Source organism: Xanthobacter autotrophicus ATCC 700552 (assembly GCF_043194565.1).
Classification (GTDB): Bacteria; Pseudomonadota; Alphaproteobacteria; order Rhizobiales; family Xanthobacteraceae; genus Xanthobacter; species Xanthobacter autotrophicus_F.
Genome location: NZ_JBAFVS010000007.1, coordinates 1 through 12,628 on the forward strand (window position 1 = coordinate 1; position 12,628 = coordinate 12,628).

General features: G+C 66.7%; 13 protein-coding genes. 2 read left to right on the forward strand and 11 right to left on the reverse strand.

Features of this window, described 5'->3' with window-relative positions:
* Positions 1-57 precede the first annotated feature (57 nt).
* Positions 58-303 carry a DUF2274 domain-containing protein gene (locus V5F48_RS09490; protein WP_394040377.1) on the forward strand — a complete coding sequence of 82 codons (246 nt, stop codon included), beginning with the start codon at positions 58-60 and terminating at the stop codon, positions 301-303.
* Here V5F48_RS09490 and V5F48_RS09495 read toward each other — a convergent pair.
* The 11 genes from V5F48_RS09495 to V5F48_RS09545 form a co-directional block, all read right to left on the reverse strand.
* A complete protein-coding gene (locus V5F48_RS09495; protein ID WP_394040375.1) occupies positions 283-1,170 on the reverse strand; it encodes a LysR family transcriptional regulator in 888 nt (295 codons plus the stop codon). The two genes, V5F48_RS09490 and V5F48_RS09495, sit on opposite strands and share 21 nt — an antisense overlap.
* 100 nt (positions 1,171-1,270) lie before the next feature.
* Entirely contained in the window at positions 1,271-1,747 is a 477-nt protein-coding gene (locus V5F48_RS09500) for a hypothetical protein (protein ID WP_394040373.1), read from the reverse strand.
* Between the two features lie 70 nt (positions 1,748-1,817).
* Positions 1,818-2,054, reverse strand: coding sequence for a hypothetical protein (locus V5F48_RS09505; protein WP_394040371.1), 237 nt, complete (start codon positions 2,052-2,054; stop codon positions 1,818-1,820).
* A 423-nt stretch (positions 2,055-2,477) separates the two neighbouring features.
* Positions 2,478-2,759 (reverse strand): hypothetical protein, encoded by a 282-nt coding sequence (locus V5F48_RS09510; RefSeq protein WP_394040369.1) that lies wholly within the window; start codon positions 2,757-2,759, stop codon positions 2,478-2,480.
* A 105-nt stretch (positions 2,760-2,864) separates the two neighbouring features.
* Positions 2,865-3,242 (reverse strand): hypothetical protein, encoded by a 378-nt coding sequence (locus V5F48_RS09515; RefSeq protein ID WP_394040367.1) that lies wholly within the window; start codon positions 3,240-3,242, stop codon positions 2,865-2,867.
* An 83-nt stretch (positions 3,243-3,325) separates the two neighbouring features.
* On the reverse strand, positions 3,326-6,535 hold the full coding sequence (locus V5F48_RS09520; RefSeq protein WP_394040365.1) for an efflux RND transporter permease subunit: 3,210 nt from the start codon (positions 6,533-6,535) through the stop codon (positions 3,326-3,328).
* Positions 6,532-6,930 (reverse strand): P-II family nitrogen regulator, encoded by a 399-nt coding sequence (locus tag V5F48_RS09525; RefSeq protein WP_394040363.1) that lies wholly within the window; start codon positions 6,928-6,930, stop codon positions 6,532-6,534. The genes V5F48_RS09520 and V5F48_RS09525 overlap by 4 nt, the downstream gene beginning before the upstream one ends.
* The gene (ihpB, locus tag V5F48_RS09530; protein ID WP_394040361.1) at positions 6,920-7,909 is read right to left on the reverse strand and encodes a divalent metal ion exporter adaptor subunit IhpB; all 990 of its coding nucleotides are present in this window, start codon (positions 7,907-7,909) and stop codon (positions 6,920-6,922) included. The genes V5F48_RS09525 and ihpB overlap by 11 nt, the downstream gene beginning before the upstream one ends.
* A complete protein-coding gene (locus V5F48_RS09535) occupies positions 7,906-9,177 on the reverse strand; it encodes a TolC family protein (protein ID WP_394040359.1) in 1,272 nt (423 codons plus the stop codon). The genes ihpB and V5F48_RS09535 overlap by 4 nt, the downstream gene beginning before the upstream one ends.
* A 67-nt stretch (positions 9,178-9,244) precedes the next feature.
* Positions 9,245-9,706: a hypothetical protein gene (locus V5F48_RS09540; RefSeq protein WP_394040357.1), complete on the reverse strand. Its 462-nt coding sequence runs from the start codon at positions 9,704-9,706 to the stop codon at positions 9,245-9,247.
* Between the two features lie 92 nt (positions 9,707-9,798).
* On the reverse strand, positions 9,799-10,284 hold the full coding sequence (locus V5F48_RS09545; protein ID WP_394040355.1) for a MerR family transcriptional regulator: 486 nt from the start codon (positions 10,282-10,284) through the stop codon (positions 9,799-9,801).
* 66 nt (positions 10,285-10,350) lie between these two features.
* On the opposite strand from V5F48_RS09545, the gene V5F48_RS09550 reads away from it, so the two are divergent.
* The gene (locus tag V5F48_RS09550) at positions 10,351-12,582 is read left to right on the forward strand and encodes a heavy metal translocating P-type ATPase (RefSeq protein WP_394040353.1); all 2,232 of its coding nucleotides are present in this window, start codon (positions 10,351-10,353) and stop codon (positions 12,580-12,582) included.
* The last annotated feature ends 46 nt before the right edge of the window (positions 12,583-12,628 follow it).

Genomic DNA, 12,628 nt, shown 5'->3' on the forward strand with positions numbered 1-12,628 from the left:
TCTCGTCTTGCGACCCTATCGCGCCGCCCCGATGACGGCTGACATCAGGAGGGATGATTGACCAGAAAGCTTAGCCTCGGACCGGTGCCGAAAGCCGAAACCGTCAAGCTCACCGTCACCATAACGGTGCAACTTCGGGCTGACCTCGACCGATATGCCGCTCTTCATTCCGAGCTTCATGGCACGGTTGTCGATGCGGCGACGTTGGCGCCGCTCATGCTCGAAACCTTCATCGCTCGTGACAAGGGATTCCGTGCCGAGCGGCCTGGCCGTACAGGCTCTTTAAGTAATCGTACGAACTAGCTCGACGAAACGAGATAGTGGCTCGTTGAGTGTCCCCTCACGCACCATCAGCCAAGTTTTCAGATCGGTGGGCGCGTCGCTCAGGGGCCGGAGGGCAATGCCATTCACCTCGACCGCCTCGAGTTGAGCGGCGGTCGCTATTCCGATGCCATAGCCCGCAAGAACCAGCGTAACCAATACCGGAAGTGTCGTGGTGCGACTAACAATATTCGGGATCGAACTTGCGGTTCTAACAAGCTGTTCTATCTGGGATTGCTGGCTAAGACCCGTATCGGGTCGACTTAGAACGAGAGGCTCTTTGACAATCTCAGACAGTTTAATCCGCTTCTTTCCAGCCAGGGAATGACCGCTCGGCATCAGAGCGATCGGCGGATCTCGCCAGACTGCTTCGGACAAAATCCCCTTGCCGTATCCGCTCTCTGGCGTGAGCGCCGCATCAAGGAAGCCACTTCGCAAGCCCTCGAAATTCTGCGTCACCGACGCTTCATGGACATGCACGACGACTTGCGGACTTTCCTGTTTTATTTCTGAGATCAGTCGTGCGAAGCGTGCAAATGGTACACCGTCGCAAATGCCGATGTGCAAATGGCTGATTATGTCTCCCGTCGCTGCTGCCGTGCGAACGTCTATGCGTGCTTCGTCGGCGGATGCGAGGAGCGCACGCGCATGGGCGAGAAGACGTTCACCGGCCGGCGTTAGCTTCGTGGATCGCCGTGTGCGCTCGAGTAATACTACGCCAAGGCGCCGTTCGAGAGTCTTGATCGACCGGGACAATGGCGATTGTTCGATGCCGGCGCGTTGCGCGCCACGTGTAAAATGGAGCTCCTCTGCGACCGCCACGAAATGCCGAAGATGGCGAAGCTCCATTCCTGCTCCCGTTGACATCAAAATTGATAGGAACCACATCTGACATTTGTAATTGTAAATTACAATATTAAATATAATAAAATAGAAATGTAATTATGTATTAGAAATCCTTCTTTATCAAAGGAATAATTCCGTCCAATTTATCAATTGTCATCTGAAGGCGGGATGTGATTGTTCGAAAAAACATTCCACTTTGTTGGCATTTCTTAAAATTATCATCGCTCTTGAGTTTGAGAGCTTCTCCCGCCGCTTGGCCGATAGAGCTCATCTCCAGCCATGCTCGATCCACATCGACGCCCACGGAGCGCGCAGATGCGTCCGCGGCACGCAGAACGCTCTGCGCCTCGGAAAGGCTGACTGTCGGCTTGAATCCAAGTTCGGATTGCTCCTGATGCGCCTCTGTGCATGCGCGGATCGCAAAATACATTCCATATAAAAACTTCAGATGGCTGGCGGCTTGCGCGCGCAAGTCCGCGGGTGCGGGAGCGTTCGACTGATTGCCAGCCGCAAGAGCAATTTCGGCGTTGGCGCCATTCATGACGATGCACAGGCATACTGCGATCAAAAAATTCTTCATGGCCTGTTCTCGTATAAATTGAGATACGGCGAGGGTGGGAGCGACTTCGTCGCTCCCACCCGTATCCGGTTTACTGACTGGCGGCAGAGGGGCGAACTACCTGTTGATTCAGTGGCCTATCGTCGTCACCCTGTTGAATCAGAGGGCGGTCGAAGCGGCCAGTAGGACCACTTGGATAGTTTTCCTTTTGCACGTCGAAGAACTCATGTCGCTCCTGCTCCTCGACGCTCAGGGTGGAAGGATAGGGCTCCGCTGTGGCAGTGAGGGGGGCCAGGATCATGGCCAGTGTCAGCACGTAATGCTTCATCGATTTGACCTCGAATGTTGAATGTCGACTGAGATGTTTTGATCCATTCAACAATCGAGATGCGGGGCGGGGGGGCTTCCACGTCGGGCCCGGTGCCTGAGCCCACGGCATGCCACCAGCCCCAACGCTCGGACTGAAATGCCCGCGCCGCCCAGTCCGAGGGCGAGGTCCAGGTCGCATGCGCGCACCCGTGGCATTCGCCACGCAGCACCGTGCAGGGATCGAGGGAGCCGGGGGGCTCTTGATGTGGCGAGTGCTCGACATCGGAATGCGTTGTGGCGACCGCCGCCATCGGGCCGAGCTGCTGTTTCGCCCCGTTTGACGCCAGCAGCGTCACCGCCGCGAGCAGCAGGCCCAACATGACGAACAGGAGTCCGATGCGCCTGCGGAGTGCCTCCGGCTCATGGCGACGCGGTGGTTGCGTCATTGTGGGGTCCGCTTCCACGAGACATCCGCCTCGTGCGCTTCGCCAACGGATGCAGAGGGCGGTCTGGCGCCGGTCTGCGGTCTGGCGCCGGTCTTCGGCATGCCACGGTCGGAGCGCGAGGGATGGGAGAGGCCCAGTTGGACGTCCCGAAAGTCGTGCCGCTGCTTCTCGCGATATCCCTTCGGTACCGGGTCCAAGGCTGCCACAGGCGAGGCGGTCATCGCAATGGCGAATGCCAGCGCATAAACATTACTTTGGCGCATAGCGATCTTGCGCATGAGTGCCTCCTCAGAGATCGTTTGGAAATTCAAAAAGGACATGACGGCACTGAAGCTCAGGATGGGGCTGCGACCAGCCATCCAAGCGAATTTTCAAACTGGCTCTCAGGGCGTGGTGAACTTCGCCTGGCCCGACTTTCCAGTTGCCGTCTTGATCAGGAGCGTGACGGCCGTACCCTTCGCGATGGCCGCGGGGGCCTGCCCGGCCAGCGTCTGGCCCGCAGGGGCGAGTTGGATGGTCTTTTTTTCACTGCCGGACACCAGCATGGCCGAGCCTGTGAATCCGGCCGTGTCCACGGGCTTTCCAGCTTCGTCGAAGACATGGACATTGAGCTTCTCGCCAGAGACGACGAGTTCGGCATGGACGCCGGCGAGGTCTTCCATGGGACCTCCGTTGGGGCCCTTCTGGACGCCGTGGGCATGCTGCGCGATGGCGGGGCCGGCGACGACAAGGCTTGCGGCGACGATGAGACTTTTCAGCACGGGTTCTTCTCCTTGGCTCTAAACTCTCGAAAATAGGACGCGTTGTTCAATCGGCTTGCGGTGCAAGCCGATTGGCGGGTGCTCTAGGAAGTGGGGCTTTCCGCCGCTTCGATGGGCGCCGCGGCGGGCTTCGTCTCGCGCCGGAACAGCACGTAGAGCGCCGGCAGCACGAGCAAGGTGAGGATGGTGGAGGAGATGATGCCGCCGATGACCACGGTGGCGAGCGGCCGCTGCACCTCCGCGCCCGGGCCGGTGGCGATGGCCATGGGCACAAAGCCGAGAGAGGCGACCAGCGCCGTCATCAGCACCGGGCGCAGGCGGGTGAGGGCGCCGCCGCGCACCGCCGCCACCACGTCCCGCCCCTCGGCCCTAAGGCGCTGGATGAAGGCGATGATGACGAGGCCATTCAGCACCGCCACGCCCGAGAGCGCGATGAAGCCGATGCCGGCGCTGATGGAGAGCGGCAGGTCGCGCAGTATCAGCGCCGCGATGCCTCCGGTGAGCGCCAGCGGCACCCCGGAGAACACCAGCAGCGCATCCGCCACCGAGCCGAAGCTCATGAACAGCAGCAGGAAGATGAGCGCCAGCGCGATGGGCACCACGATGGCGAGGCGCTGGGTGGCCGAGACCAGTTGCTCGAACTGACCGCCCCAGCCGATCCAGTAGCCCTCCGGCAACTTCACCTTCTGCGCCACCTGGCGCTGGGCATCGGAGACGAAGGAGCCGAGGTCGCGGTCGCGCACGTTCGCGCTCACCACGATGCGCCGCTTGCCGTCCTCCCGGCTGATCTGGTTGGGGCCGGGAGAGACCGTGAGGCTGGCGATGGCGGAGAGCGGCACGTAGCGGATCTGCCCGCCCGCCCCCGGCCCCCAGGCGGCACGCACCGGCCTTGCCTCGTCGCTGGCGGCGGGGGGCAGCGGCACCGGCAGCGCGCGCAGGGCCTCGATGTCGGTGCGCAGTTCTTCCGGCAGCCGCACCACGATGTCGAAGCGGCGGTCGCCCTCGAACAGGGCGCCGGCCTCCCGGCCGCCCACCGCGATCTCCACCAGCTCCTGCACGTCGGCGACGCTCACCCCATAGCGGGCCATGGCCGGCCGGTTGAGGGCGACGGTGAGCATGGGCAGGCCGGAGACCTGCTCGGTCTTCACGTCGGCGGCGCCGGGCACGGCCTGGAGCACGGTCTGCACCTGCCCCGCCACCTGCAGCAGCACATCGAGGTCGTCGCCGAAGATCTTGACGCCCACGTCGGACCGGATGCCCGAGATCAGCTCGTTGAAGCGCAGCTGGATCGGCTGGGAGAGTTCGTAATTGCTCCCCGCCACCCCTTCCGCGGCCTTCTCGATGTCGGTCATCAGCGCGCTCTTGGACTTGCTGGGGTCCGGCCACTCGGCGCGCGGCTTCAGCATCACGTAGCCGTCGGAGATGGAGGGCGGCATGGGGTCGGTGGCGACCTCCGCCGTGCCGGTGCGGGCGAACACCTCCTTCACTTCCGGCACCTTCAGCAGGCTCTTCTCCAGCGCCTGCTGCATCTCCAGCGACTGGGTGAGGCTGGTGCCCGGCACCCTGAGCGCCTGGATGGCCGCATCGCCCTCGTCGAGGCTGGGGATGAACTCGCCGCCCATGCGGGAGGCGGCAAGGCCGCTCGCCACCACGAGGCCGGCCGCCGCCACCGCCACCACGGCGCGGTAGTTGATGGCCGCGTCGAGCAGCGGCGTGTAGATTCGCCGCGCCCCGCGCATGATGAAGTTCTCGTGCTCGGAGACCTTGCCCGTCACCAGCAGCGCGATGGCCGCCGGGATGAAGGTCATGGAGAACAGAGCCGCGCCGGCCAGCGCCATCAGGACGGTGATGGCCATGGGCGTGAACATCTTGCCTTCCACCCCCGTGAGGGTGAGCACCGGCAGGTAGACCACGGCGATGATCATGGTCCCGAACAGGCTCGGTCGGATCACCTCCTTCGAGCCGGCGAGGATGGTCTCGAACCGCTCGGCGCGGCTCAAGAGTCGACCACGCCGGTGCTGTTCTTCCGCCAGAAGGCGCAGGCAGTTCTCAACGATGATGACCGCGCCGTCGATGATGATGCCGAAGTCGATGGCGCCAAGGCTCATGAGGTTGGCGCTGACGCGGTTCTCCACCATGCCGGTGATGGTGAAGAGCATGGACAGCGGGATGACGAAAGCGGTCACCAGCGCCGCGCGGAAATTGCCGAGCAGCACAAACAGCACCACCACCACCAGCAGCGCGCCTTCCAGCAGGTTCTTCTCCACCGTGGCGATGGTGGCTTCCACCAGGTGCGAACGGTCGTAGACCGCGCGGGCGATGACGCCCTCGGGCAGCGAGCGGGAAATCTCCTCGAGGCGCTTGGCGACGCGCTGGGCCACCGTGCGGCTGTTCTCGCCGATGAGCAGCATGGTGGTGCCCAGCACCACCTCTTCCCCGTTCAGGGTCGCCGCGCCGGTGCGCAGATCGCGCCCCTCGCGCACGTCGGCGATGTCGCCGATGCGCAGCGGCGTTCCACCCCGGCTGCCGATGACGATCTCGCGGATGTCGGCCGCGTCCGCCACTTGGCCCGGCGTGCGCACCAGATACTGCTCGCCGTTGCGTTCGATATAGCCGGCGCCCACGTTGGCGTTGTTGGCGGCCAGCGCCGTCATCACGTCGCGGAACGAGATGCGGTTGGCCATGAGGCGCGCCGGATCGGGCAGCACATGGACCTGCCGCTCGAAGCCGCCGATGGTGTTCACCTCCACCACCCCCGGCACGGTGCGGAGCTGCGGCTTGATGATCCAGTCCTGGATGGTGCGCAGATCGGTGGGGCTGAAGGGCTGGCCGTCGGGCTTCCTCGCCCCGTCCTTCGCCTCCACCGTGTACATGTAGATCTCGCCGAGGCCGGTGGAGACCGGCCCCATGGCGGTCTCCACCCCGGGCGGAAGCTGGTCCTTGGCCTGCTGGATGCGCTCGTTCACCAGCTGGCGCGCGAAGTAGATGTCGGTGCCGTCGCGGAACACCACGGTGACCTGCGAGAGGCCGTAGCGGGACAGCGAGCGGGTGTATTGCAGGCCCGGCAAGCCGCCCATGGCGGTCTCGATGGGAAAGGTGATGCGCTGCTCGGTCTCCAGCGGCGAGAAGCCGGGCGCCGAGGTGTTGATCTGCACCTGCACGTTGGTGATGTCGGGCACCGCGTCGATGGGCAGGCGGGTGAAGTTCCACGCCCCGAAGGCGCCAACAGCGAGGCAGGCCATCACCACCAGCCAGCGCTGGCGGATGGAGAAGGCGAGGATGGCGTCGATCATCGCGTGCCCTCCCCTTCACGCGCGGGGGCGCCGGCCTCGCGGATGCGCATCAGGCGCTCCACGGCGGTGACGAACATCACCCCGTCGCCCCTGCGGCCGGTCCAGCCGGCGCGGGCGATCACCTCGGTGATCGTCTCCACCGCATCGGCGCGGCAGACGATCTCCATGCGCAGGTGGCGCTGGTAGACGAGGTCGTATTCGGTGGCCACATAGGTGCCGCCCGCTCCGCGCCCGCGACCCTGGCCCCGCACCTCCGTGAGCGAGAAGCCGGGAAATTCCGGCAGCTCGTGGAGCGCCTTGATCACGCGTGCCTCAAGGTGGGGATGGATCAAGGCGGTGACCAGCTTTAGGGCGCCGGCTCCAGTCTGTTCAGTGCCAGTTTGTTCAGTGCTCATGGCTGGCGCTCCCCTTGGCCAGTTCCGCCTTGACCACGAAGCTGTTCTTCGCGGCGTAGACGTCGCCGGGCATGAGGCCGAACAGCACCTCGGCCCATTCCGCATCGCGATCGCCGATCTCCACGTCACGGGGTGCGAAGGCGTCGCCGTCGCGCACGAACACCACGGTGCGGTTATCAAGGGTCTGGAGCGCGCTGGTGCGGACCGCGAGGTCCACCGGCTTCTCCGTCAGCGTGATGGTGCCCACCGCGAACAGGCCGGGCCGCAGCCGCATGCCGTCGTTCGGAATGACCGCCCGCGCCAGCGCGGTCTGCGTGTCCGCCGACCCGATGGGCGAGACATAGGCGACCTGGCCATCGATGACCTGGCCGCCGTCCTCGGGATCGATGGCGACCTTGTCGCTTGCCCGCACCCGCGGAAAATCGCGGCGATAAACGGAGAGGTCCACCCATAGGGTCGACAAATCGGCGACCACAAATGCAGGCTTCTGCTCGGACGCGTATTCCCCGAGGCCGACCTGCCGGTCCACCACGGTGCCGGAGATGGGGGCCTTCATGTCGTAGGTGGTCAGGCTCTGGTTGCTCTCGACCACCGCGAGCACGTCCCCCTTGGCCACCTTGTCGCCGATCCGCTTGCGGATCGCCCGGACGATGCCGGGAAAGCGCGGAGTCACCTGGACGACATTCTCCTGATTGGGCTGGATCAGGCCATTGAGGCGCAGCTTCTGGCGCAGCGTGCCGGGGCCGGCCGTCTCCAGGCCGATACCGGCCGCGGCGAGCTTGGTGTCGTCCAGTTCCACCCCGCCCTCGGCATGTCCGCCTCCCTCTTCTCCATGCCCACCCTCCGCGCCATGTCCGCGCTCGGCGGCAAGGCTGCCCGAAACGGGGGCGTTGCGGTCCTGGAACGTGTACAGCGCTCCCGCGCCGGCCAGGAGGCCGACGAGGAGCATCGCCACGTCGCGTCGCGCCGTGCGGCTCATTTGGCTTTTCCTTTGGTGAGGGTCACCGGCCGGCCCGTCAGCCCTTCGAGGGTGGCGAGGGCGGTGTGGAACGAGACCAGCGCGTCCAGCTCGCGCAGGGCGGCGTCGGTGAGGGTGGACTGGGCGTCGAGCAGCTCCAGAAGGGTGTAGCGGCCTTCGGAATAGCCGGTCTCCACCCCCTCGAAGGCGGTGCGCGCCCCCGGAATGGTGCTGGTGCGCAGCAGCGTGATTTCGTCGAAGGCGGCCTTCATCCCGTCATGGGCACGGCCGAGTTGGGAGATGAGCGCGTTGCGGGCGATGGCCTCTTCCGCCTCGGCCCGCAGCAACTGCTCGTTCGCCTCGCTGATGCCGCCGTCGTTGCGGTCGAACAGCGGAATCGGCATGGACAGGGTGAGGCGCATGCCGCTGTCGGCGGTCTCGTTGTAATGCCGGTAGCCGACCCCCAGGGTCACGTCCGGCACCGACTTGGCCTGCGCCGAGCGCAGGTCCGCCTGGCGCTGGGCGCGCAGGGCGGTGAAGCGGGTGAGCTGCGGATTGCCCAGCGCCTGCTTGACGAGTCCCGGCAGGGGAGGCGGGGTGCTGACCTTCAGCAGGTTGCCGGTCGCCCGCCCGAACCTTGCCTCCTGAAGGCCCATGAGCAGCGCGAGTTCCCGTCGCGCGGTGCCGAGCGCGGCGCGGGCGCGGTCCAGCTCCACCCGGGCGAAATCGGCGGCGACGCGGGCGCGGGAAATCTCGGCCGGGGAGGAAGCACCGGCCTGGACGCGGTTCTGCAGCAGCGGCGCGAGCCGCTGGATCGCCGCAACCTGGGTCTCAAGGATATGGGCGCGCTGCTGCGCCCCGAGCACGGCGGCGAAGGCGGCCGCAGTCTCCGCCAGCACCTGGAGGCGGATCGCCTCCCGCTCCCAGCGCGCCACGCCGACCCCGGCGCCGGCGGCCGCCAGCCGCGCCTCGCGCTTGCCGCCCAGCTCCACCAGTTGGCTGATCTGGATGGTCTGTTCGGCAAGGTCGAGCCCCTGGTAGGAGCCCGAGCCCGCCGCATTATCCACCTCAAGGGAGAGGTTGGGGTTGGGCAGGGCGCCGGCCTGGGTGTTGCGGCCGCTCGCCATGCCGATGTCGCGCTCCGCCGCGGTGAGGCGCGGATTGGCGGCAAGGGCGCTGGCGAGGGCGCTGGTCAGGGTCAGCGGACGGGCGGTTTCGGCGCGCGTCTGCGACGCGTGAAGCAGCGCGAGCGCTGCCCCAAGCGCAAGCGCGAGGGCACGAGGCGACATGATCTGATCCAAAGTCTGATGGCGGATCGCCGACGCGGGGCGTCAGCGCGCGAGCAGAAGGTTCAGATCAGGCGCGTGGGGGGCGGATGTCGGTGGGAACGGACCGGCCGGTACTCAGGTGCGCGGGCGGCACCTCCGGCACGGCGCGAAGGCGCAGGGCCACGCTTGCGGCCGGGGCGTGCGGCAGCACTACCATGGAGCAGCCATGGCAGTCATGATCGGCGGAGGGCTGGGGCTGGGCTGGATCGTGCGCGGCACCGAACACCTTGGCGTCCGCAGCAGCGAGGCAGGGATCCGCAATGGATGCCTCGACGGGCGACAGGTCGATGCTCGACACGTCGATACTCGTCAGCGCGACTGAGGTCCCAGCCAGCTCTTCCAGGGCGCCATCCACATCGAAGACGTGATGCGCCGCCAGTGCGCTTGCGAACGGCCCGGCCACAAGGCACGCCATCACGACGACCGCCACGGCGCGGCGGAACGCCGGACCGGTGATCGACAGGAGGGCTTTTGCCAGGAAGCGAAGCATGAGCCATGAGAGACCCCAAGAGCCGCGACGTGTCAAGTCTTTCAGAAGCGCTGCGTCATCGTGCCCGAAAAGCTTGGGAGAAAACTTGAAATTCAGCTGATCTCAAGATTTCCGCCCTGACCGTGATGAAATTGACATTGTCCGTGATCGGAAAGCGTCTCGATGACCCTGCACTGTGCCACGTGGCCGTGGGCGCAGCCGTCCACCATGCGCTGAAGTTCGGCTTCCAATGCCCTGAGCGCAGCGATGCGGCTGCGCACCTCGATCAGCCGCGCGCTGGCGATCTCGTCCGCCGCCGCGCACGACTGCTCGGGCCGGTCCTGCAGCGTCAGCAGGGTGCGGATGGCCTCGATGTCGAAGCCCAGTTCGCGCGCATGGCGGATGAAGGCGAGGCGCCGCAGGTGGGTGGCGCTGTAGAGCCGGCGGTTGCCCTCGGTGCGCGGCAGCGCCGGTATCAGGCCGATCTCTTCATAGAAGCGGATGGTGGGCACCTTCACCCCGCTGGCGCGCGCCGCCGCACCGATGGGCAGGAGATCGGGAATGGGGTCCGGAAGAGAATCGGACAAAAGGCGCGACATGGGGCTTGCTCCTCTAGTGACTAGAGCATCTAGGGTCCGCAGCGTGACGCAAAGAAAGGCCGCATCATGACCGCTCCCCTCGTTCAAAGCCGGTTCCGGGTGACCGGGATGGACTGCGCCTCCTGCGCCGCGAAGATCGAGGGCACGACGCTGCGCATCGCCGGCGTGGCGGAAGCGGAGGTCTCGGTGGCGGCCGGCACGCTGGTGATCCGCCACGCGGCCGACGCCGACCTTGGCCCCCTCGCCGGCCGCCTGTCGCCGATGGGCTATGCCCTCGCCCCCCTCGCGTCCGGCGGGCATGGCAAGGCACACGGCCATGGAGAGAGCTGCGCGGGACACGATCATGCGGGGCATGACCACAGCGACCACGACCACGCAAAGCACGATCACGCCGAAGCCGGCGGGCACGACCACGGTGCGGCCCCCGCCGCCGAAGGCAGCTGGTGGTCCACCGGCAAGGCGCGCCTCACCCTCCTGAGCGGCCTCGCTTTGGCGGTGGCCTTCGGCATCGGCACCTTTGTCCCGGCGGTGCAATCCTGGCTCTATCTTGCCGCCATGCTGGTGGGCCTCGTGCCCATCGCCCGCCGCGCCATCGCGGCGGCGGCGAACGGCATGCCCTTCACCATCGAGATGCTGATGACCATCGCGGCGGCCGGCGCCGTCATCATCGGCGCGGCCGAGGAGGCGGCGGCGGTGGTGTTCCTGTTCCTGGTGGGCGAATTGCTGGAAGGCGTCGCCGCCGGCCGGGCGCGCGCCAGCATCCGCGCGCTCACCGCGCTGGTGCCCAAGACCGCGCTGGTGGAGCGCGACGGCACCACCATCGAGGTGCCCGCCGCCAGCCTCATCGTGGGCGAGGTGATCCTGGTGCGGCCCGGCGACCGGATCTCGGCGGACGGCCTCATCGTCGCGGGCGAGAGCGGCGTCGACGAGAGCCCGGTGACCGGCGAGAGCGTGCCGGTGCGCAAGGGGCCTGAGGCCACCGTCTTCGCCGGCACGGTGAACGGGGAGGCGGCGCTGCGCGTGCGCGTCACCGCCACCGCCGAGGACAACACCATCGCCCGGGTGGTGAAGCTGGTGGAGGAAGCGCAGGAAAAGCGCGCGCCCACCGAGCGGCTCATCGATCGCTTCTCGCGCTATTACACCCCCGGCGTGGTGGTAGCGGCGGCGCTGGTGGCGGTCATACCGCCTCTGCTGTTCGGCGGAGCGTGGGATGCCTGGATCTACAAGGGCCTCGCCATCCTCCTCATCGGCTGCCCCTGCGCGCTGGTGATCTCGACCCCGGCCGCCATCGCCGCCGGCCTCTCCGCCGGCGCCCGGCGCGGGCTGCTGCTGAAGGGCGGCGCCGTGCTGGAAACGGCGGGCAAGGTCACCACCGTCTGCTTCGACAAGACCGGCACCCTCACGCAGGGCCGCCCACAGGTGACGGACGTGATCGCCTTCGCCCGGCCGGAAGCCGAGGTGCTGCGCCTCGCGGCAGCGCTGGAGACCGGATCGAGCCATCCCCTCGCCAAGGCCATCCTCGACCGGGCGGCGGCGGACGCCATCGCCATTCCCGTGGCCGAGGCCGCGCAGGCGCTGGGCGGCAAGGGCGTGTCGGCGCAGGTGGAGGGGCGCGAGGTATTCCTCGGCTCGCCCCAGGCCGCCGCCGGGCGCGCGCCTTTGACACAGGCGCAGGCCGACCGGATCGCGGCGCTGAACGACGCCGGCAAGACCGTGTCCCTGCTGGTGGCCGACGGCGCCATCGCCGGGGCCATCGCCATGCGCGACGAGCCTCGGCCCGATGCCGCCGAGGGCCTTGCCGCGCTGAAGCGGGAGGGCATCCGCACGGTGATGCTCACCGGCGACAACAGGCGCACAGCGGAGGCCATCGGCCGGCAGCTCGACATCGAGGTGCGCGCCCAGCTGCTGCCGCAGGACAAGCTACGCATCGTCGGCGAGCTCCAGCAAGAAGGCGCGGTGGTGGCCAAGGTGGGCGACGGCATCAACGACGCCCCGGCGCTGGCCGCCGCCGACATCGGCATCGCCATGGGCGGCGGCACCGACGTGGCGCTGGAAACGGCGGATGCGGCGGCGCTCCATGGCCGGGTGAAGGACATTTCCTCCATGATCGCCCTGTCCCGGCGCACCATGGGCAACATCCACCAGAACATCGGCATTTCCCTTGGGCTGAAGGCGGTGTTCCTCGTCACCACCATTGCCGGCATCACCGGCCTGTGGCCCGCGATCCTCGCCGATACAGGCGCCACCGTGCTGGTGACCCTCAACGCCCTCAGGCTCCTCTCCTGGGGGCGTGCGTGACGGGTCAGGCGATTTTTCGCAGCGAAGCCCGGCACTTCATTCCAGG